Genomic DNA, 20453 nt, shown 5'->3' on the forward strand with positions numbered 1-20453 from the left:
TTTCTATCTAATATAAACAAGATATTCCACTCAATAAACAGGCTGTTTTAGTGAGGTAACGCTTGCAGTTGTGGACGCTTTTGATACACTCAAACCCCTTTTAATTTTTTTACATACCGAGGCACAATGACATGAAAGTAGGTCTGGTCGGTTGGCGTGGGATGGTTGGTTCTGTCCTTATGCAACGTATGGTTGAAGAGAATGATTTTGCTCATATTGAGCCATTCTATTTCTCTACCAGTAATGCAGGTGGTGAAGCGCCTGCATTTGGTGGTAAGACTGCCCCAGCACTTATGGATGCAACGGACATTAAGAGTCTGAAGCAAATGGATGTCATTTTAACCTGTCAAGGTGGTGATTACACATCTGAAGTTTTCCCGAAACTTAAAGCTGAAGGTTGGGATGGCTACTGGATTGATGCAGCTTCTACCTTGCGTATGGCTGATGATGCAATCATCGTACTTGATCCAGTGAACTTGAACGTGATCAAAGATGGTTTAGTGAATGGCACTAAAACTTTCGTTGGCGGTAACTGTACTGTTTCACTGATGCTGATGGGCTTAGGTTCATTATTCCAGAACAATCTGGTTGAATGGGCTACATCAATGACTTATCAGGCAGCATCGGGTGCAGGCGCGCAAAACATGCGTGAACTGATCACAGGTATGGGCTATCTGTATAACAATACCAAAGACTTACTGGATGATCCTAAATCTGCGATTCTTGATATTGATCGTCAAATTGCAGACTTGCAACGTGGCGAAGGTTTCCCGAAAGCAAACTTCGGCGTGCCATTGGCAGGTTCATTGATTCCATATATCGACAAACAGCTCGAAAGTGGCCAATCAAAAGAAGAATGGAAAGGTCAGGTTGAAACCAACAAGATCCTCGGTAACCAGCAAATTGTTCCAATCGATGGACACTGTGTCCGTATCGGTGCGATGCGTTGTCACTCTCAAGCGATTACATTGAAATTGAAAAAAGATGTGGCGCTGGACGAGATCGAAGACATGATTCGCAACTCTAGCCAATGGGCAAAAGTGGTTCCGAATACACGCGAAGCATCAATGACTGATCTTACCCCAGTTGCAGTAACAGGAACTTTAACTGTTCCAGTGGGCCGTTTACGCAAACTGAATATGGGTAAAGAATACCTAGGCGCATTTACAGTTGGTGACCAGTTGCTTTGGGGCGCTGCTGAACCATTGCGTCGTATGCTTCGTATTCTGGTTGAATACAAGAACGCTTAAGCAAAAATCCCGAAAAATCAAAAGCCGATCACATTTGATCGGCTTTTTTATGTGGATGGAAAATGAAGAATTTACAATTCATTTACATCACGGTAATGTATACTTTTTTCTGACCATAACATCACTTTTTCATGGATCGAGATGACTGTTTATAACAAATTAAAAATTGCCATTTTAACCATAATTTCTTCGCAACATCTTTATGCAATTACACTTGATCCATTGCAAATTCAGTCTGCTCCGGGTGAGTTACTTTATGCGGAAATGAGTTTTCATCAAGCTGATATCAACTCGAAATTTGATGTGAGTCTGGCCACGCCTGAAGACTTATTGATGATTGGCGCCGCACATCAGCCCCCTTCAAACCTGAACTTTTTTACACGTCGTAACAATCAGGGAGAAGGTGTCATTGTGATCACTTCTTCGCGTCCAATGACGGATGCTGAACTAAACATCATTATCAAAATCCAAGAAGGCGGCGCTTCTCATTTAAAGCATATTCGACAATCTATGCGTCAGGCAGCAAAGCCGCCGCTCAGCGCAAAAAGTAATAATGAAAAGTCACTCACACCTAAATTTATTGTCAGTGAAAAAGATATTGCTTTAAACCTGCCTGAAAGCACCCGTTTCAATGTTGCAGATACCAATACCAAAGCAGCCGCTAAACAGGAAACGCTATTAAATGCACCCTTTGCCTTGCCGCCAGCATTAAAGAAACAGCAACCTTCTGTATCCGAAGCAGCCGCAATATCTGTTGCTGTGCCTGCAAAAGTAGAATCCTCTTTAGCAGCACCACTCCAACAAACAGCATCGAATGTAAGTAGCAAAGCAGAGAAAGTAACTGATGCTCCTGCAATTAAACAGGAAAATATTCAAACGGCACAAGCAGCGACACCTGCAACAGAGACCGCTCCACCTGCAAATGAGCTAAAAAATAAGGTATTAAAGTCTGTTGAAGATGGCGAGATAACCAAAGCCCAATATCAGGCCAAAGAGCTTTCAGCTCCTGCGAAGAAAAAAGTACCTGTTCAAAATACGCCAACGACATCAGCTGAAACCGCACAACAACATGTTGTACAACGCAATGAATCCCTCTGGAGTATTGCACAACGTATTGCAGGACAAACCCAGCAACCTGTCGCTCAGGTGATGCATCAAATCAAGGCACAAAATGAGCATGCCTTTATTGGAGGCAATGCAAATCGACTCAGACAAGGTTCACATTTGAATTTTAATTTCAGCGCGACAGCAACGCAGCAGAATAAGAATATCAACCAAATCGCGGCTCAAACCCAACGCCCTGCCGCTGCTAAAGCCAAATATCGCTTACAACAGGCAGAAATGTCCTTAGTCGCTGAAAGTAATCAAGATTCAAGTACGGGAAGTGCCAAAAAAGACACATTACAACAAAAAACCAGTGCAGACTTGTCATTAAAAGTTATGACAGCACGGGAAAAAACCGTTACATTACAAAGAAACGTAACACAGTTAGAACTGGCACTGCATCAAAAGGAACAACGTATTCAGCTGTTAAATGCTCGGCTTGCCGAACTACAAGATCAGTTAAAAGCGCAGCAGGAAACTAAAAAGTCAACACGCTAGGTTACGAGAAGATTCTCATAAATTTGCATAAAAGCGGCTCAATCTTTAAGGGGTAAAGATCATGTCAAATATAATCATCGTACTACTGGTCATTGTGCTGGTGGTTGCGATCTTTTTAAAAAAACGTGAAAGTAATCAAGCCAATGCTGCACCAAAGAAAGGTACAGCTAAAACACCGAAAAAATCTGCGACCAAAACGGCTTCACGCACGGCTTTAGTTCGTGAAGAACAAGAACTTGCCCCTCAAGTTAGCACTGCAATTTCTGAAAGCCTCCGCCAACAGCTTGAAAAGCAAATACATAGTGGCAATTTCCAAGCCGCTGAAGCACAAATCAATCAGGCTTTAAAACAAGATAATTCTCAACATGAGCTTTATCTTTTTTTACTTGAGATTCATCTTAAACAGAAAGATGATTTTGCAATTGATCAACTGATCAAGCATGTGCATGCACTGAAACTTGAAGATATTGCGCAAGCTGCTGAAATCAAACATCGTGAATATCTACAGAATAAACAGCCTGACTCTATTGATTTTAATTCGGCAAGTTTTCATCAAACGCATACGACCACAGAACCTGTCGCTCAAAACAATAGCGCAGATTTCGATGCATTAGTTCAAACACCAGCAGCACAGTCTTTTGACGATTTACAATCTGAATATACGGCTCCTGCGGAAGAAGCTCGAACGGTAGAACCAGCGCCTGAAGTACAGCCTTTAGATTTCAACTTTTCATTTGAACAAAAGGAAACGGTTGAACCAGCTCCTGCACCAGTTGAAACACCTGAAGCAAAACAAGAGCAACCACTTGAGTTTTCTTTTAATCTGGACTCAGCAACACCGAAGACTGAAGAAACCAAAGTTGCAGACAGCAAGCCAGAATTAGACTTTAACTTTGCGGATTTAGAGGTTGTTCCAAATCAACCTGAAGCCAAACAGCAAAGTACAGAAACAGCACCGAGCCTTGATTTCAATTTTGAACCGTCTCAAGCTCAGGTTGAAGAAAAAACCTCGATTGAAAAGACTGAGTTTTCATTTGAAGCTGTAGCACCAGCGCCTGTTGCGGAACCTAAAGTTGAATTTACTCCAGCACCCTCTCAAATTTCTGCAAGCCACGATCCACTGGTGCAATCATTCCCAGATTTGCAACAACTGGATGAAGCTCAGCTCAATTTAGAACTGGCTGAACAATATGTTGAACTGGGCGCCTACGAATCTGCCCGTGAATTGTTAAAAAACACCTCTGCATTCAATCCAGAGCAACAACAACGTTCAGAAATTTTACTGAATAAAATAGCTTCCTGAATTTGATCAGTCTAATATAAGCAGTCTCTAAGACTGCTTTTTTTATGATGAAAAAAATCGCTTTAATCTATATGGGTGGAACTTTTGGCTGTATTAGCGAACCGTTAATGCCAATGCCAGAACAGGACTTTTTACCGCTACTTGGCAAGGTGATCCCACCACATTTACAGGTCGAATGCTTCGCTGCACCCAGTATTAAAGACAGCAGCGCCTGTACTGCAACCGATTGGCTCAAACTGGTCCAACAAATCCAGCAGCTACAACTGAATGGCTTCCAGCATTTTGTGATTATTCACGGTACGGATACGCTCAGTTATGCTGCCGCTACACTGGCACGGTTCTTAGGCCATTCTTGCCATGCGATTATTACGGGCAGCCAATATCCATTACTGAATATTGAAGGCAATGACACACGCGAGTTTACTGATGCTATCGGTAACTTATATCTGGCCCTAGAGCAGGTATTGAGTTTAGCAAGCGGTGTGTATCTGGCCTTTCATCAACAAATTTTCCATGCCCAAACCACGCTAAAAGCACATACAACTGAGCTGGATGCATTTGTCGGGATCAAGGCAGAGCAAAGTTGCAAGACCACGGCTGATCCTTTTGTCATCCACAATGAGCATATCGAAAAAGCAGCACAACTGAGCATGCTCAATCTGATGTTACAGCCGATTGCAAAAGAGCAGCTCATCATGCAGTTAAAAAATCTTGTAACTGCTCCACCAGACTTTCTGGTTTTACAAGGTTTCGGAACAGGCAATATTGCCGTCAATGATGAAATTCTTGCATTATTCGACACTTTTTATCAGAAACAATGTCTGCCAATTATTAGTACACAGGTCACCTTCGGGCAGCTGGATCAGCGTTATGCAGTCAGCTCATGGATTCAATCTGCCAAAGTTTTGGTCAATGATTGCCATAGCCATGCCGATTTATATGCAAAAGCCCTGCAAATGTATTTAAAATACCCGACCCACGAACAATGGTTCGAACATTGGCATCAACACTAATATTGAGGTTAGAACATGCAACGTTATGCAATTGGTATTGAATTTTGCGGTACTCAATACCGTGGTTGGCAAACCCAACAGGCTGGCGTGATCACTGTTCAGGAAACCGTAGAAAAAGTGTTGAGTACCATTGCCAATGAACCCATCGTGTTACATGGCGCGGGCCGTACCGATGCAGGGGTGCATGCAACCAATATGGTGGCGCATTTTGATACCGAAGCGATCCGTCCAGAACTTGGCTGGATTCGTGGTGCCAACAGCCAACTTCCCAAAGATATTTCCATTCAGTGGATTAAATGCATGGATGAGAATTTCCATGCCCGTTTTAAAGCAGTAGCGCGTCGTTATCGTTATGTGGTGTACAACGCCCCTACTCGCCCTGCATTGCTATACAAGCAAGTCACGCATCTTTACCAAACACTTGATGTCCAGAAAATGATTGCGGCTGCATCCAAATTTGAAGGAACACATAATTTCGAAACCTTCCGTGCTGCGGCGTGTCAGTCGAATCAACCTGTGCGTCATGTAAAACATTGCCGCTTGTTTGAGCATGGCCGTTATTTAGTTTTAGATATTCAGGCAGATGGGTTCTTACATCACATGGTACGCAACATCATGGGCTGCCTGCTTGAAATCGGTCAAGGCATGTATGACATCGACCATATCGATACCATGTTTGCAGCAGAAGATCGTACCGCTGCCGGTATTACCGCCCCTTCCGATGGTCTCTATTTTATTCAGGCCTATTATCCAGATGAGTTTGAATTACCGAAGATGCCATTAGGGCCTCAATGGTTAAACCTACCTGAATAATGCAATGCACTAAGCACATAAAAAAGCCTAATCGATTTGATCAGGCTTTTTTCATTTTAAAGAAATTAACGCTGTTTACGCTTACGATATTCAACAGGCGTTTCATTGGTCCAGCGCTTAAAAGCCCGATAGAAAGTACTTGGCTCAGAAAAACCGGTTAAATACACAATACGTTCTACACTTTCACTGGTATTCGCCAAAAGTTTTTTCGCCAGACGACAACGATAGTCTGAAAGAATTTGCTGAAAGCTGGTATTGGCTTCACTCAGTTGCGTTCTTAAACGACGCGGCGTGATATTCAATTGTGCAGCGACTGTTTCCAGTGTCGTTTCACCACTTTCCAGAGTTGAACCTATCGCACGGCGCACTTCACCAACCAGATCGTATCGCGCAAGCTCCTGTAATTTCTCAATCGCCAGTTGCTCGTGCAATTGCAGTAATTCTGGCTCAGCTTGCCACAATGGATAGTCCAGTACCGCAGCATCAAAATAAAGACGAGTTTCTTTTTGTCCTAAGCTGACTGGGCAACCATAAACTCTGAAATATTCATCATCAGCAGCGCCTTCACTGAAATTAAAATCAATGTAGATCGGCTCAAACTGCCCTTCGGTAATAAATTTAAAGAAACGTAAAATGCCAGACATGGCACATTCAGAAAAATGGCGATTGACCAAATTATCCGACCAGAACTGTTCGCCATTGGTCAAATAGCAACGACCATCTTCAATAATCAACTTGGCATCAAAGGCATCACTAATTAGACGCTGGTAAGCCAAAGCGCGCTTTAAGCCTTCACCAAAAGTTTCACTACTGATAAATAAGTGTTCAATGACTTGCCCACGGTATAAAGGCAAATGCTCGCCGAGATGTAATCCAATATCTGGATCTTTACTCACGTCCTGTGCCGCAATCCAGAAGGCATTTTGTGCACTCAGTGGCGTTCTCGCATTGGTATCAACCTGATTTAGCGCCACGCCGGCTTTTGTTAAAATCTCTTCGGTTGGTAATCCTGCTTTACGAATTGCCTGATAACCAAAGCGCAATACAACTGATGCATCTGTTAGCTGACCCACGCAGTGCCCTTCCCTGTAGATACGTTATTATGACAATGAACAACAATTTTAGATTAACGTTGATTGACCAAACTGACAACAATATTCTGCTTATTTTGTTAAAAAAAATCCCAAATTGTCCGACAGTTTCTTTCGGTTAATATCTGACAGCCTTACCGCGACTTGATCTTGTAAATTTTAAATAAATTGACTATAATTTGCGCCTTCCCAATTTGATCATCAGGTAGGCTATGGCCAATAAAGAGGAACTCATTGAGTTCGAAGGCGTTGTCACCGAAACGCTTCCTAATACGATGTTCCGTGTACGTTTAGAAAACGGTCACGAAGTTATTGCTCACATTTCTGGTAAAATGCGTAAACACTATATTCGTATTTTGACAGGTGACAGTGTAAAAGTTGAAATGACACCTTATGATTTAACCAAGGGTCGTATCACTTATCGTGCACGCTAAGTCAGATTAGTGAATGCAAAAAAGCCACATCTTTATGTGGCTTTTTTTATTTCAACAGGCCAGAAGCAGAACTTATTCACTTAAGCGTGTAGTTTTACACGCACCCGCTTCACACTCACGTAAGCGCTCTTGTAGCCAGTTGTTACGGTCTTGGGTCATATTCAAACGACATTGAATATTCGCCGTGCTTTGCAGGTCTTCACTACACTCAACATCGCGATAACGGACCCACGCCAACTGGGATTTCTTCAAAATTTTTTCTTGTGTTTCATTCAGGTATTTGCGTAATAGTTGATAGTTTTTATTTAAATCCGTATCCGCACTCATATAGACTTTATTGGTACAGTAAACATCATCATAACCATTACGTGTCTTATCACAATTATCCGCATAACTTAGTGTCGCCATCACACTACCCATCAATCCGAATATTAACCTGTGCATCAAACTTTCCACATCTCTTAACTCTCGGGCTCATCTAAGCATATTTTGCTTCTCTTTAGTATTACCCAAAAGTAGACAAGTTTGTACGTTTTTGTCTTTGTTTGTCTATATCGTTAGAATAGAGAGATGGGCTAAAAATTAAGGAAAATAAAATGGCAAATTATAAAATATATTTGGCTGCTTTCATTTTAGGTTTACAAGGATGCACAACCGCAGGATGGCGATCTGTACAACTGCAAGACTATTTACAGCCTTATGTGGGCCAATCCGCTGATCAGATCCAGCAAAACCTCAACTTACGAAGTTTAGGCTTCCAGACCTTAAAACAACCTCAGAGAAGCAAAGAAAGTTTGGTTTTTACTGTCCTTCGGCCGATTAATATTCCCGTTCCGATTGCACAGGCTTATGGAGATCCGAGCTCACCAACCAGTGGCTCAGTACGATTAGGATCGATCTCAACCAGCCAGCAATCTTATGATGTGAATTTCTATTGTCATATCATCTTCGAACTGGATCAGCAGCAAATCGCCCGCGCCATACGTTATGAAGGTAAAGCTTGCTAAACAGCCAAATAAAAAAACGCAGCAATTGCTGCGTTTTTGCTTTCAATACAGATTAGTTCAGCGCAGAAACAACTGCCTCACCCATCGCATCTGTACCCACTTTGGCCATACCTTCAGACATAATGTCGGCAGTACGTAAACCTTGATCCAGCACCTGACCTACAGCATCTTCAATCGCTTTGGCAGCCGCTTCTTCACGGAAGGTATAACGTAGCATCATCGCAACTGACAGCACGGTCGCCAATGGATTGGCAATATTCTGTCCTGCGATATCAGGAGCAGAACCATGACATGGTTCATACATGCCTTTGCCATTTTCATCTAAAGAAGCCGAAGGCAACATGCCAATTGAACCAGTCAACATTGCTGCTTCGTCAGACAGGATATCGCCAAACAGATTACCTGTTACGATGACATCAAATTGCTTTGGTGCACGCACCAGTTGCATCGCTGCATTATCAACATACATATGTGATAACTGAATATTTGAATATTGAGCTTGCTGTAAATCAGTCACCGTTTGCTTCCACAACTCAGTCACTTCAAGTACGTTGGCTTTATCGACCGAACATACTTTTCCACCGCGTAATCCAGCCAGTTCAAAAGCAACCTTAGCGATACGCTTGATTTCGCTTTCTGAGTAAACATCGGTGTTATAACCCTGTTTCTCGCCATTTTCCAGTTCACGAATACCACGCGGTTGACCAAAATAGATCCCGCCAGTTAATTCACGAACGATGAGAATATCCAGACCCGCTACAATTTCTGGCTTCAAGCTAGAAGCATCAGCCAATTGCGGATACAAGATTGCTGGACGAAGATTAGCGAATAAATTTAATTCACTACGGATTTTCAACAAACCACGTTCTGGACGAATTGAGCGCTCAATGCTATCCCATTTAGGACCACCCACAGCACCAAGTAGAATGGCATCGGCTTTTTTTGCTTGTTCGCTGGTCACAGCTGGATACGGTTCGCCATGTGCATCAATTGCTGAACCACCGAGTAAACCATGTTCCCATGTCAAACCTAGATTAAATTTATGATTGACCTTGGTTAAAACCTGTTCCGCTGCAGCTACGATTTCAGGACCAATGCCATCACCCGCTAAAATTAAAATATGTTTAGACATCTACTTTTCCAGTTTTCATATAAGCAGTTTTGACACTGCGAGCCGATTAAACCTTTTTCTCAACAAACTCGCCTAAACCTGTACTGACATCAAAAGGACGGCAGAAGCGGCGAATGGTATGTTGCTCTTGCTGTAAATCTACACATAGCGGATCAGGTACAGAAACTTTAAGTAAGCTGCCTGAAGAGCGATGTGTTCTGTCTCGATACATTTTAAAGGTATAGCGCACATGCGGTTTAAACGCATGAATGACATGGAAAGTTTCTGCACGGTCTGGAGAAATAGGATAGAAACGAATGACAACTTCATATTGCTTGGCAGGTACGCTTAAATACACCTGCTGCTTTCGGCTGAATACCGAACCATGTAATCGAACAATCCCCCGTCCCATTGCCTGCTGGCTGATCCGGTGGGTCTTTGCATCGATTACCGCAATATCCCCGATTCGTTCAAACTCACAATTCTCAACGCCTGAACAATATAAAGTCGTGTTGTCCGCCTTACTTTCCAGCATGTTCTGTGCAATACGAACCTGATCAACCACGTTCGGTGCATTTTGACACGCGGTTAAAGTCGTACCAACACATAGACACAGTAAAATACTGCGAGCGAGTCTTCTTCTCATTATTCAAGCCCAGTCCTCATGCCTTGTTAACATGTAAGCAAAAAATTATTCGCTAGCATGTTAACAAGAGTTCAATGTCTGCGCTATGGCTATGTTAAAAATGTCCAAGACGAAGTGTAATTTCATCCACTCAAATTAAGCCTGAATGTCCTGAAAGACCCAAGGACGCGCCTGTTTTGCTTTCGCTTCATAGGCACGAATATCGTCTGCAACCTGTAAAGTTAAGCCGATATCATCCAAGCCATTCAATAAACAATGTTTACGGAATGGATCAACTTCAAATTTAAATGCTTCACCTGTTGGCGTACGAACTTCCTGAGCATCCAAATCAATCGTTAACTGATAACCTTCATTTTCAGCACATTCTTTAAATAACTGATCCACAATCTGTTCAGACAAGATCACAGGCAACATGCCATTTTTAAAACAGTTATTAAAGAAAATATCGGCAAAGCTTGGTGCAATCACGGTACGGAAACCATATTCACTCAATGCCCACGGCGCATGCTCACGGCTTGAGCCACAACCAAAATTGGTACGTGCCAATAAAATACTAGAACCTTGATAACGCGGTTTATTTAAAACGAAATCAGGATTTTTTGGACGTTTGCTAATGTCTTGTCCCAAATAACCTTCATCCAAATAGCGCAACTCATCAAATAAATTGTCGCCAAAACCAGTACGTTTAATTGATTTCAAAAACTGTTTTGGAATAATCAAGTCGGTATCAACATTGGCACGATCTAAAGGTGCAACAATACCTTGCTCTACAGTATATTTTTTCATGATTCTGCTCCCTTAGAATGAACGAACATCAACAAAATGGCCTGCAATTGCTGCCGCAGCCGCCATCGCTGGACTCACCAAATGGGTACGTCCACCATTGCCCTGACGACCTTCAAAATTACGGTTTGAAGTCGAGGCACAATGCTCGCCGGGTTGTAGTTTATCGGCATTCATCGCCAAGCACATTGAACAACCTGGTTCACGCCATTCAAAACCCGCTTCCAAGAAAATCTGATCCAAACCTTCCTGTTCCGCCTGCTGTTTCACCAAACCAGAACCCGGAACGATCATGGCCTGCTTGATACTCGCAGCCACTTTACGACCTTTTACCACGTCGGCAGCAGCACGGATATCTTCAATACGTGAATTGGTACATGAACCAATAAATACGCGATCTAACTGAATATCAGCCAAGGCTTGTCCAGCTGTTAAACCCATATATTGATAAGCACGCGTCCAGTCATTGCGTTGTACGTCATCTTTAGCTTGCTCTAAAGTTGGCACGGCTTGTGTCACTGGAATGACCATTTCTGGCGAGGTTCCCCAAGACACTTGTGGTTCAATCTCGGCACCATTCAATACAACTACCGCATCAAATACCGCATCTTCGTCTGAATGCAAAGTATTCCAGTATTCAACTGCCTGATCCCACTGTTCACCTGTTGGCGCATAGTTACGATCTTTGACATAGGCAATGGTTTTGTCATCAACAGCCACCATTCCCACACGAGCACCGGCTTCAATCGCCATATTACATACCGTCATACGGCCTTCGATTGACATGTCGCGGAACACTTGCCCACCAAACTCGATGGCATAGCCTGTACCACCTGCAGTACCAATTTTGCCGATAATCGCCAAGACCACGTCTTTAGAAGTTACGCCCTTGCCCAACACGCCATCGACACGCACCAACATGTTTTTCGATTTCTTCTGTACCAAGCATTGCGTTGCCAATACATGTTCAACTTCTGAAGTCCCAATACCATGTGCCAAACAACCAAAGGCACCATGCGTTGCGGTATGCGAGTCACCACACACCACCGTCATACCTGGTAAAGTCAAACCTTGCTCTGGCCCAACAACATGCGCGATGCCTTGGCGTATGTCATTAATACCGAATTCAACGATATTAAATGTTTTACAGTTATCGTCTAAAGTCTGAACCTGAATACGAGAAGTATCATCTTCAATCCCAGCGATACCCTGTTCACGCTCTTTTTTAGAAGTCGGTACGTTATGGTCAGGGGTTGCAACATTGGCACTTAAACGCCACGGTTGACGACCAGCAAGTTGTAAGCCTTCAAATGCCTGAGGGCTGGTCACTTCATGCAATAAATGACGATCAATATAAATAAGGCTAGAACCATCATCGCGTTGTTTTACTAAATGGTCATCCCATAATTTGTCGTACAAAGTTTTGCCTGCCATGTCGTCGCTCTCCATCGTGCTTGCCATCGGACTGGGTATTTTTTATCTTGAATTGATTATAGCAATGCTTTTACATAAATCTAATTTATCATTTTTATAAATTAACAAACTTTTTGGAATGATAAATTTTCTTCTCGGCTCATCTTTGTGCTTTCAAATGAAAAGCATGCGAAATCAATCTGATCCTGCCTGATCTTAACTTTAATGTCATTTTTTTTAATCATATTTAAGTGAATGTTCATTCTATTTATAAAAACAATCATCATAAATTGAAATTTCTTTTTTACATTTCAAATGATAATGATTATTATTTAATTAAATAGAGATTCTGTAGGGTGAAGCCGATGTCAAATATTCAACAATTCGTAATGAATAATAGTAGGACTTTGAAAAAAACCTTGAGTTATTACATCATGCATATTAGTGTGGCGATGCTCGTTGCATATATCATTACAGGCAATTGGATCATGGCGGCAACCTTAAGTTTGATTGAGCCAACAGTACAAGCCTTTGCTTTTTTCTTTCATGAAAAAGTCTGGAATTATTTCTAATTCAAAAAATTGCACATAAAACCAATTTAAAATCTCTCCCGGATAAGCGTGTATGAACCTCGCAGCTTTTGAAGCATTTGTAAAAGTGATGGAAACTGGTTCAATTTCTATTGCAGCAGAACAATTATTTATTACCCAGCCTGCAGTGACCAAACGGATTCATAGCTTGGAAGACTACTTTGGCGTCAAGCTATTTGAGTCCGCAGGTCGTGGCATTCAACCGACCCATGCAGCACATTCTCTATTGCCCAAAGTCCAAACCTGGCTGAATAAACTGGGTGAGATTCATCATACCCTGAGTCATGAACAGGCACAGGTACAAGGTCGTCTCAAGATTGGTACCAGTCACCATATCGGTTTACATCACCTAGCTGAGCCACTTAAAAATTTTGTTCAGCATTTTCCTCAAGTCACCTTAGATGTCCATTTTGTCGATTCTGAACAGGCGCATGAACAGGTATTGGCAGGCGAACTAGAACTGGCCTTTTTAACCTTACCTCCAGTCGGAGATGATCGGCTCAACTATGTCACCATCTGGAATGATCCGTTGGTATTTGTTACCGCGCCCTTCCATCCCTTGGCACAGCAAACTCAGCTTAAGCTCGAAGACCTGATAGCTTATCCAAGCTTATTACCAGCAGCACAAACCTATACCAGTCAGATTACTTTGGCAGAATTTGAAAAGAATAATCTCAAGCCAAAAATCACCATGAGTAACAATCCGTTAGAATCCATCCGCATGTTGGTATCGATTGGTTTAGGCTGGTCTGTTTTACCCAAAACACTGGTCAATCAGGATTTAAAACAGCTGGATCTACAGCTGGATATGCAACGCCAACTTGGTATGGTCTGGCATCCAGCTCGCATCCAGTCTAAAGCGGCTGAGGAGCTGATTCGGATGATGCAGGTAGGATAAATAATCCATCCTTTGCTGTAGAAACATTCATACAATAAAAAACCTCCACTTATGGGAGGTTTTTTATATTCTTCAAAATAGACAGGGATATAGAGACCTTAGATTGACCAGTCCTGAATTTCCCAAGCCTGCTCTTGCGCCAATTTTTCTAAACGGTCATCTGGATTGACGGCAATCGCATGGGTCGCATATTCCAGCAAGAAACGGTCATTGATCGAATCTGAATAAGCCCAAGATTCATCTACGGTACGTCCAGCCAGCCATTGATCCAGACGTGCCAGCTTACCTTTTTGATAACATGGAATTCCTGTGACCTTGCCTGTGTATTTACCATCAACCACTTCAGCACTGGTGGCGATAATTTCCGTAATACCAAACTCACGGAAAATCGGCGCGGTAATAAAATCACTGGTCGCGGTAATCCCCACAATGGCATGCCCGAGATCCTGATGCTTTTTAATCGCATCAAATCCTTTTGGACGCATTTGTGGACGAATGACTTTTTGCATAAACAACTGATGTAATTCAGTTAAATAGTGATTGTCGTGCTTGGTGAGAAATTCAAAAACAAATTCATTATAGGCAATCGGATCCAGTTGCCCTGCTTTATAGTCTTCGTAAAATTTGTCGTTCATTTGACGATGATGAACAGGATCAACCAAAGCTTCACTGACCAAAAACTCGCCCCATGAATGGTCAGAATCGGTATTTAACAGGGTATGATCTAAATCAAACAAAGCCAATTTCATATAAATGCTCATTTAAATGCAAATTAAAGAAAAAAAACGTAAATCTATTTCCGTAAGTCACTAAAAATTCGTTAAGATCATAGCAATTTAAACATTTTACTTTGACCTTTTTCGAGTTGGACATGGAAGATAGTCTGTCCCCGAGATCAAAGTCAACGATATAGATAAAATTTAGGTAGCCAAATGATCGACTCAGAAGGTTTCCGACCCAACGTCGGGATCATTTTGGCAAACGATGACGGACAGGTTTTATGGGCAAAGCGCATTGGTCACAATGCTTGGCAATTTCCACAAGGAGGGATCCAATTTGGTGAAACCCCTGAACAGGCACTTTTTCGTGAACTGAGAGAAGAAGTCGGTTTATTGCCCGAACACGTCCAGATTATAGCGCAAACAAAAGGTTGGCTGCGTTATCGTTTGCCACATCGGTACATTCGGTCAGATTCAGATCCGGTATGTATTGGACAAAAGCAAAAATGGTTTTTACTGAAGTTAACGGCCTCGCCTCATCATATTCAGTTAAACCTGTCAGACCCACCCGAGTTCGATGAATGGCAATGGGTGAGTTACTGGTACCCATTGGGTCAAGTGGTCAACTTCAAACGTGATGTTTACCGTAAAGCCATGATGGAATTATGTTTACAACTACCTCAGCGTTAATTGTCATAGAATCATCATTTTAAGCAATGATTTTTGGCAAGAGAGCTGTTATAACTAGGCCTATAACGATTCAATAAACTGGAGTAAACATCCATGTCAAACATGCAACTCGACACCCTTAGACGCATTGTGCAAGAAATTAATGCGTCCGTCAGTTTGCATGATTCTTTGGACATTATGGTCAATCATGTGGCTGAAGCCATGCATGTGGATGTCTGCTCGATTTATTTACTGGACGAACGTAATCGCCGTTATGTGCTGATGGCATCGAAAGGTCTTAAACCTGAAGCCGTCGGCAATGTCTCGTTAAATATCGGTGAAGGTCTGGTCGGTTTAGTCGGGCAACGCGAGGAGATTGTGAACCTCGACAATGCGCCGAAGCATGACCGCTTTGCTTATTTACCTGAAACAGGCGAAGAGCTGTTTAACTCATTCCTTGGCGTGCCTGTGATGTATCGTCGTAAGGTCATGGGCGTACTTGTGGTTCAGAATAAAGAATCCCAAGACTTTAGCGAAGCCGCAGAATCCTTTTTAGTGACGCTATGCGCACAACTTTCAGGTGTCATCGCACATGCACATGCGGTTGGCAATATTGATGTGTTCCGCAAGCCAACCACTGGCTCAACTTACAAAACCTTCCAAGGTGTTTCAGGTGCAGGCGGTATCGCACTGGGTCGTGCCATCGTGCTCTACCCACCTGCCGATCTTGCTGCCATTCCAGATCGTGAAGCAGAAGATATCAGCGAAGAACTGGATTTACTGGATCAAGCCATTGCTTCGGTTCGTCAGGAAATTCAGTCCTTAGATGAAAAAATGCAAGATTCCCTCATGTCGGAAGAACGGGCGTTATTTAGCGTGTTCTTGCGAATGCTGGATGAAAATGCCTTACCAAGTGAAATTAAAGACCATATTCGTGTAGGAAGCTGGGCCCAAGGTGCAGTGCGTAAAGTGATCGACAAACATGTTGCGCTGTTTGCACAAATGGAAGATGACTACCTGCGTGAACGCGTTTCTGATCTCAAAGATCTAGGCCGTCGAATTCTAGCCTGCCTGCAAGAAGCGGATTCAAGCCATCGTGAGCTCAGTCCTGACAGCATTCTGATTGGTGAAGAAATCAGTACTGCCGCTCTGGTGGAATTGCCAGTTGATAATATTGCCGCAATCGTCACCTCGGAAGGTGCAGCCAATTCACATATGGTGATTGTGGCGCGTGCGCTGGGTATTCCAACAGTAGTCGGTGTTACCGAATTGCCAATCACTACGCTGGATGACATTGAAATGATTGTCGATGCTTATCAAGGCCGTGTTTTTGTCAATCCACCACGTCGCTTACGCCAACGTTATAAAGAAGTTCAGAAAGAAGAAGAACAGATCGCTAAAGATTTAAAGCAATACGAAACCAAAGATGCGATTACACCTGATGGTATTTCTATTCCATTATTCGTCAATACAGGTTTAATGATTGATGTGGTGCGTGGCGTTCAGCGCGGTGCCAAAGGTGTCGGCTTATATCGTAGCGAGATTCCCTTCATGCTACGTGAGCGCTTCCCTGGCGAAGAAGAACAACGCGCCATCTATCGCCAACAGCTTAGCCATTTTGCCAATAAACCGGTGATTATGCGTACCCTTGATATTGGTGCGGATAAAGACTTGCCCTACTTCAGTATCGAAGAAGAAAACTCAGCGCTCGGCTGGCGTGGATTACGCTTTACGCTGGATCATCCTGAGATTTTCTCTGCGCAAATCCGTGCCATGCTCAAAGCCAGTATTGGCCTGAATAATCTGCATATCCTGCTGCCGATGGTAACCAGTGTCAGCGAAGTAGAAGAAGTACTGTATCTGCTTGAGCGTGACTGGGTTGCGGTACAGGAAGAAGAACAAGTCAAGATTACCAAGCCTAAAATCGGGATTATGGTCGAGGTGCCGAGTGTGCTGCTGCAAATTGATGAGTTTGCCGAACTGGTCGATTTCTTCTCGGTAGGTTCCAACGATTTAACCCAGTACTTGTTGGCAGTTGACCGTAATAATCCACATGTTGCCAACGTGTATTCACACTTCCATCCATCAATTTTACGGGCCTTGAAACGTCTGGCTGAAGACTGCCATACACACCAAAAACCTGTCAGTGTATGTGGTGAAATGGCGGGTGATCCATTGTCTGCGATTCTGTTAATGGCAATGGGCTTCAATACGCTCTCAATGAGTTCTAGTAATATTTTGCGAGTACGCAAAGCAATTTGCCATGTGCCAATGAGCGATGCCAAAAAACTGCTTGAAGATGTGCTACAAATGAACAATCCGCTGGTGATTAAAAGCTGGCTTGAACATTATTTCAGAACCCACGGTCTTGCCGACATGGTGAAATCGAATCGCCTGGTCAGTGTATAAAATACCATTCACAAATAATAAAAAAGCGCCCCTTTAAAAGTGGCGCTTTTTTTATAGCTAGATTTTTTATTTTAAATAAACCTGTTGCTTTCCTTGACCAAGACTCACCTTCGGAAATTGGCGGTCGTAATCAATCACAATGGCATCTTTAGCCGTTAGATTGTTGCTGTCTGATTGCCAAGTCACATAATAACTAATCTCGGCATCATCACGGACTTGCGGTTGAATCAACTGACGATGCCCTGCGGGCACACTAAACTCAACACTAAACGGCACTTGTGATACCTGCACTTTCTTTTGCTGAATTAAAGTCGCAGGCACATCAGCCATGCGACTTTCTACTGCATATAAACTGACTGTACCTTGCTGTGGCTGAACGGCATGGTTGCCTGCCCCCACAAACTCAACCGTCAAAGTGGTGGCTTGGTTGGCCTTATGTTCAGAAGTCTGCGACATGGAGGTACAACCTGTCAGTAAAGTGAAAGATAAACCAAGACCCGTTACTATTTTTTTCATTGTTTTTATCTCATCATGAAAGAGCTCAAACATAGCATGCCTTGAATTAAAATCATGACGACTTACATATTTTCAACCTAATTTCTTATCTCTGCCACCTCAACGAGATGTTGCTCTTAAAGATGAACACTCAAGTATTGACGAATCATTAAACGATTTGTGCAATTGAATGCTGCTTTACACAACTGCAACAGGTCAATCTCCCTATTTCTGCATCAAACATTTCTATTTTTCATTTCTTCATTCAGCGATTTTCATGTAGTTGAATGGTTGAGCAAAATTACAATAAAACTTTTATTTTTCATGAGTTTTTTGATTTTTTTAACAATTTTTATATCCAAAAATGCTCAGCTCAAGTTTAAGATTTAGACAGCTTCAATCGAATAAAGCATTTATGACATCAACTTTAATCCATTGGAAAAAAAGCTTTCATCAACCTAGAGTAAAAATACAAAGGATGTAATCTGATTCATTACAAATCTCAATTAGGCATCTGAAATTTTGATACCCAATTTGTATATGTCCCAGTGAAGCATTCATATCTTTGAACGGTCAAATGATTGAGATGACCAAGCTCACAGGTCATCTTGATGGAGATAGAACATGAGCCAAGACGAAAAAAAATGTCCTTATAGCCACCTCACCACTGATTTTGGTGCACCCGTTGTCGATAACCAGAACAGTATGACCGCAGGCGCCAGAGGACCATTATTAGCCCAGGACTTATGGCTAAATGAAAAACTTGCTAACTTTGTCCGTGAAGTGATTCCTGAGCGCCGTATGCATGCCAAAGGTTCAGGTGCATTTGGTACGTTCACGGTTACTCATGACATTACCCAATATACCCGCGCTAAAATCTTTAGCGAAATCGGCAAAAAAACCGAAATGTTTGCCCGCTTTACCACAGTTGCAGGTGAACGTGGTGCAGCAGATGCGGAACGCGACATTCGCGGCTTTGCCCTAAAATTCTATACCGAAGAAGGTAACTGGGATATGGTGGGCAATAACACCCCTGTATTCTTCTTGCGTGATCCACGTAAATTCCCAGATTTAAACAAAGCAGTAAAACGTGACCCGAAAACCAACATGCGTAGTGCAACCAATAACTGGGATTTCTGGACTTTATTGCCAGAAGCATTACATCAGGTCACCATCGTCATGTCAGACCGTGGTATTCCTTCAAGCTACCGTCATATGCATGGCTTCAGTAGTCATACCTATAGTTTCATTAACGCAGCCAATGAACGTTTCTGGGTGAAATTTCACTTCAGAACTCAGCAAGGTATTCAAAATCTGACTGATGCTGAAGCGGGTGAATTGGTTGGTCAGGATCGTGAAAGCCATCAACGTGATTTATTCGATGCAATTGAACGTAAAGACTATCCAAAATGGACACTCTTCGTACAAGTAATGCCTGAACAAGATGCGGAAAAAGTTCCCTATCATCCGTTTGATTTAACCAAAGTATGGCCACACGGCGATTATCCGTTAATTGAAGTAGGTGAGTTTGAACTGAACCGTAATCCTGAAAACTTCTTCCTTGATGTAGAGCAATCTGCTTTTGCACCAAGTAATCTGGTTCCAGGGATCAGTGCTTCACCAGACCGTATGTTGCAGGCGCGCCTGTTTAACTATGCAGATGCGCAACGCTATCGTTTAGGTGTGAACTATCAGCAAATTCCAGTCAATGCGGCACGCTGCCCTGTACATAGTAATCACCGTGACGGTCAAGGCCGTATCGATGCCAACTATGGTGGTTTACCACACTACGAGCCAAACAGCTTCGGTCAGTGGCAAGAGCAAGCTCAGTATAAAGAGCCACCATTGAAAATTAATGGTGATGCCGATTTCTGGGATTACCGTGAAGATGACAATGATTACTTCAGTCAACCACGTGCCTTGTTCGAACTGATGACACCAGAGCAACAAGACGCATTATTTGGCAATACAGCACGTGCCATGGGCGATGCACTCGACTTCATCAAGTATCGCCATATCCGTAATTGCTACGCTTGCCACCCAGCCTATGGTGAAGGTGTTGCGAAAGCATTGGGTATGACCGTTGCTGATGCACAAGCTGCACGCGAAACTGATCCAGCGCGTCATTTACCAAGCTTTCTGTAAGCTTTGACATTCTGAATAAAAAAGCCATCTTCGGATGGCTTTTTTATTTGTGTGCATAACGA

Annotated in this window: 20 protein-coding genes; 12 read left to right on the top strand and 8 right to left on the bottom strand. The window is 42.7% G+C overall.

Annotation, left to right across the window (positions count from 1 at the left end):
• Positions 1–131 precede the first annotated feature (131 nt).
• The 5 genes from asd (at position 132) to truA (ending at position 5981) form a co-directional block, all read left to right on the top strand.
• Positions 132–1250: an aspartate-semialdehyde dehydrogenase gene (asd, locus tag AWW72_RS16925; RefSeq protein ID WP_004774257.1), complete on the top strand. Its 1119-nt coding sequence runs from the start codon at positions 132–134 to the stop codon at positions 1248–1250.
• 141 nt (positions 1251–1391) lie between these two features.
• Positions 1392–2852 carry a FimV/HubP-related protein gene (locus tag AWW72_RS16930; protein WP_062848097.1) on the top strand — a complete coding sequence of 487 codons (1461 nt, stop codon included), beginning with the start codon at positions 1392–1394 and terminating at the stop codon, positions 2850–2852.
• A gap of 61 nt (positions 2853–2913) precedes the next feature.
• The gene (gene fimV / locus AWW72_RS16935) at positions 2914–4155 is read left to right on the top strand and encodes a T4P machinery localization factor FimV (protein ID WP_062848098.1); all 1242 of its coding nucleotides are present in this window, start codon (positions 2914–2916) and stop codon (positions 4153–4155) included.
• A 44-nt stretch (positions 4156–4199) separates the two neighbouring features.
• Positions 4200–5168, top strand: a complete 969-nt coding sequence (locus AWW72_RS16940) for an asparaginase domain-containing protein (protein WP_171254743.1) — start codon at positions 4200–4202, stop codon at positions 5166–5168.
• Between the two features lie 15 nt (positions 5169–5183).
• Positions 5184–5981, top strand: a complete 798-nt coding sequence (gene truA / locus AWW72_RS16945; protein ID WP_004774249.1) for a tRNA pseudouridine(38-40) synthase TruA — start codon at positions 5184–5186, stop codon at positions 5979–5981.
• A 65-nt stretch (positions 5982–6046) separates the two neighbouring features.
• Here the strand turns inward: truA and AWW72_RS16950 are convergent, their stop codons facing one another.
• On the bottom strand, positions 6047–7054 hold the full coding sequence (locus AWW72_RS16950) for an AraC family transcriptional regulator (RefSeq protein ID WP_004774248.1): 1008 nt from the start codon (positions 7052–7054) through the stop codon (positions 6047–6049).
• A 230-nt stretch (positions 7055–7284) separates the two neighbouring features.
• On the opposite strand from AWW72_RS16950, the gene infA reads away from it, so the two are divergent.
• Positions 7285–7506 carry a translation initiation factor IF-1 gene (gene infA / locus AWW72_RS16955; protein ID WP_001284370.1) on the top strand — a complete coding sequence of 74 codons (222 nt, stop codon included), beginning with the start codon at positions 7285–7287 and terminating at the stop codon, positions 7504–7506.
• Between the two features lie 72 nt (positions 7507–7578).
• Here the strand turns inward: infA and AWW72_RS16960 are convergent, their stop codons facing one another.
• Positions 7579–7950: a lysozyme inhibitor LprI family protein gene (locus AWW72_RS16960; protein ID WP_004774245.1), complete on the bottom strand. Its 372-nt coding sequence runs from the start codon at positions 7948–7950 to the stop codon at positions 7579–7581.
• Between the two features lie 152 nt (positions 7951–8102).
• On the opposite strand from AWW72_RS16960, the gene AWW72_RS16965 reads away from it, so the two are divergent.
• A complete protein-coding gene (locus tag AWW72_RS16965) occupies positions 8103–8513 on the top strand; it encodes a hypothetical protein (protein WP_004774243.1) in 411 nt (136 codons plus the stop codon).
• Between the two features lie 52 nt (positions 8514–8565).
• On the opposite strand, the gene leuB is transcribed toward AWW72_RS16965, so the two are convergent.
• From leuB to leuC, 4 genes are all read right to left on the bottom strand, one after another.
• Positions 8566–9645, bottom strand: coding sequence for a 3-isopropylmalate dehydrogenase (leuB, locus tag AWW72_RS16970; protein ID WP_062848099.1), 1080 nt, complete (start codon positions 9643–9645; stop codon positions 8566–8568).
• 46 nt (positions 9646–9691) lie between these two features.
• Entirely contained in the window at positions 9692–10270 is a 579-nt protein-coding gene (locus AWW72_RS16975; protein WP_004774240.1) for a hypothetical protein, read from the bottom strand.
• A gap of 135 nt (positions 10271–10405) precedes the next feature.
• Positions 10406–11056 (bottom strand): 3-isopropylmalate dehydratase small subunit, encoded by a 651-nt coding sequence (gene leuD, locus AWW72_RS16980; protein ID WP_004774238.1) that lies wholly within the window; start codon positions 11054–11056, stop codon positions 10406–10408.
• Between the two features lie 12 nt (positions 11057–11068).
• A complete protein-coding gene (gene leuC, locus AWW72_RS16985) occupies positions 11069–12487 on the bottom strand; it encodes a 3-isopropylmalate dehydratase large subunit (RefSeq protein WP_004774237.1) in 1419 nt (472 codons plus the stop codon).
• A gap of 344 nt (positions 12488–12831) precedes the next feature.
• Here leuC and AWW72_RS16990 point away from each other — a divergent pair, with 344 nt between their 5' ends.
• Positions 12832–13038, top strand: a complete 207-nt coding sequence (locus AWW72_RS16990; protein ID WP_004774234.1) for a DUF2061 domain-containing protein — start codon at positions 12832–12834, stop codon at positions 13036–13038.
• A 52-nt stretch (positions 13039–13090) separates the two neighbouring features.
• Positions 13091–13954 (top strand): LysR family transcriptional regulator, encoded by an 864-nt coding sequence (locus tag AWW72_RS16995; RefSeq protein ID WP_004774233.1) that lies wholly within the window; start codon positions 13091–13093, stop codon positions 13952–13954.
• A 98-nt stretch (positions 13955–14052) separates the two neighbouring features.
• Here the strand turns inward: AWW72_RS16995 and AWW72_RS17000 are convergent, their stop codons facing one another.
• Entirely contained in the window at positions 14053–14703 is a 651-nt protein-coding gene (locus tag AWW72_RS17000; RefSeq protein ID WP_004774231.1) for an HAD family hydrolase, read from the bottom strand.
• A gap of 183 nt (positions 14704–14886) precedes the next feature.
• Between AWW72_RS17000 and AWW72_RS17005 the strand changes: the two genes are divergently transcribed.
• Complete coding sequence (locus tag AWW72_RS17005) at positions 14887–15363, top strand: RNA pyrophosphohydrolase (RefSeq protein ID WP_004656060.1); 477 nt, start codon at positions 14887–14889, stop codon at positions 15361–15363.
• 93 nt (positions 15364–15456) lie between these two features.
• Positions 15457–17751: a phosphoenolpyruvate--protein phosphotransferase gene (gene ptsP, locus AWW72_RS17010; protein ID WP_004774229.1), complete on the top strand. Its 2295-nt coding sequence runs from the start codon at positions 15457–15459 to the stop codon at positions 17749–17751.
• Between the two features lie 66 nt (positions 17752–17817).
• Here ptsP and AWW72_RS17015 read toward each other — a convergent pair whose 3' ends face one another.
• Positions 17818–18267: a hypothetical protein gene (locus tag AWW72_RS17015; RefSeq protein WP_062848165.1), complete on the bottom strand. Its 450-nt coding sequence runs from the start codon at positions 18265–18267 to the stop codon at positions 17818–17820.
• A gap of 603 nt (positions 18268–18870) precedes the next feature.
• Between AWW72_RS17015 and AWW72_RS17020 the strand changes: the two genes are divergently transcribed.
• Positions 18871–20391: a catalase gene (locus AWW72_RS17020; protein ID WP_005255347.1), complete on the top strand. Its 1521-nt coding sequence runs from the start codon at positions 18871–18873 to the stop codon at positions 20389–20391.
• Positions 20392–20453: the final 62 nt, after the last annotated feature.

This window comes from Acinetobacter sp. NRRL B-65365, from assembly GCF_001605865.1.
Lineage (GTDB): Bacteria > Pseudomonadota > Gammaproteobacteria > Pseudomonadales > Moraxellaceae > Acinetobacter > Acinetobacter vivianii.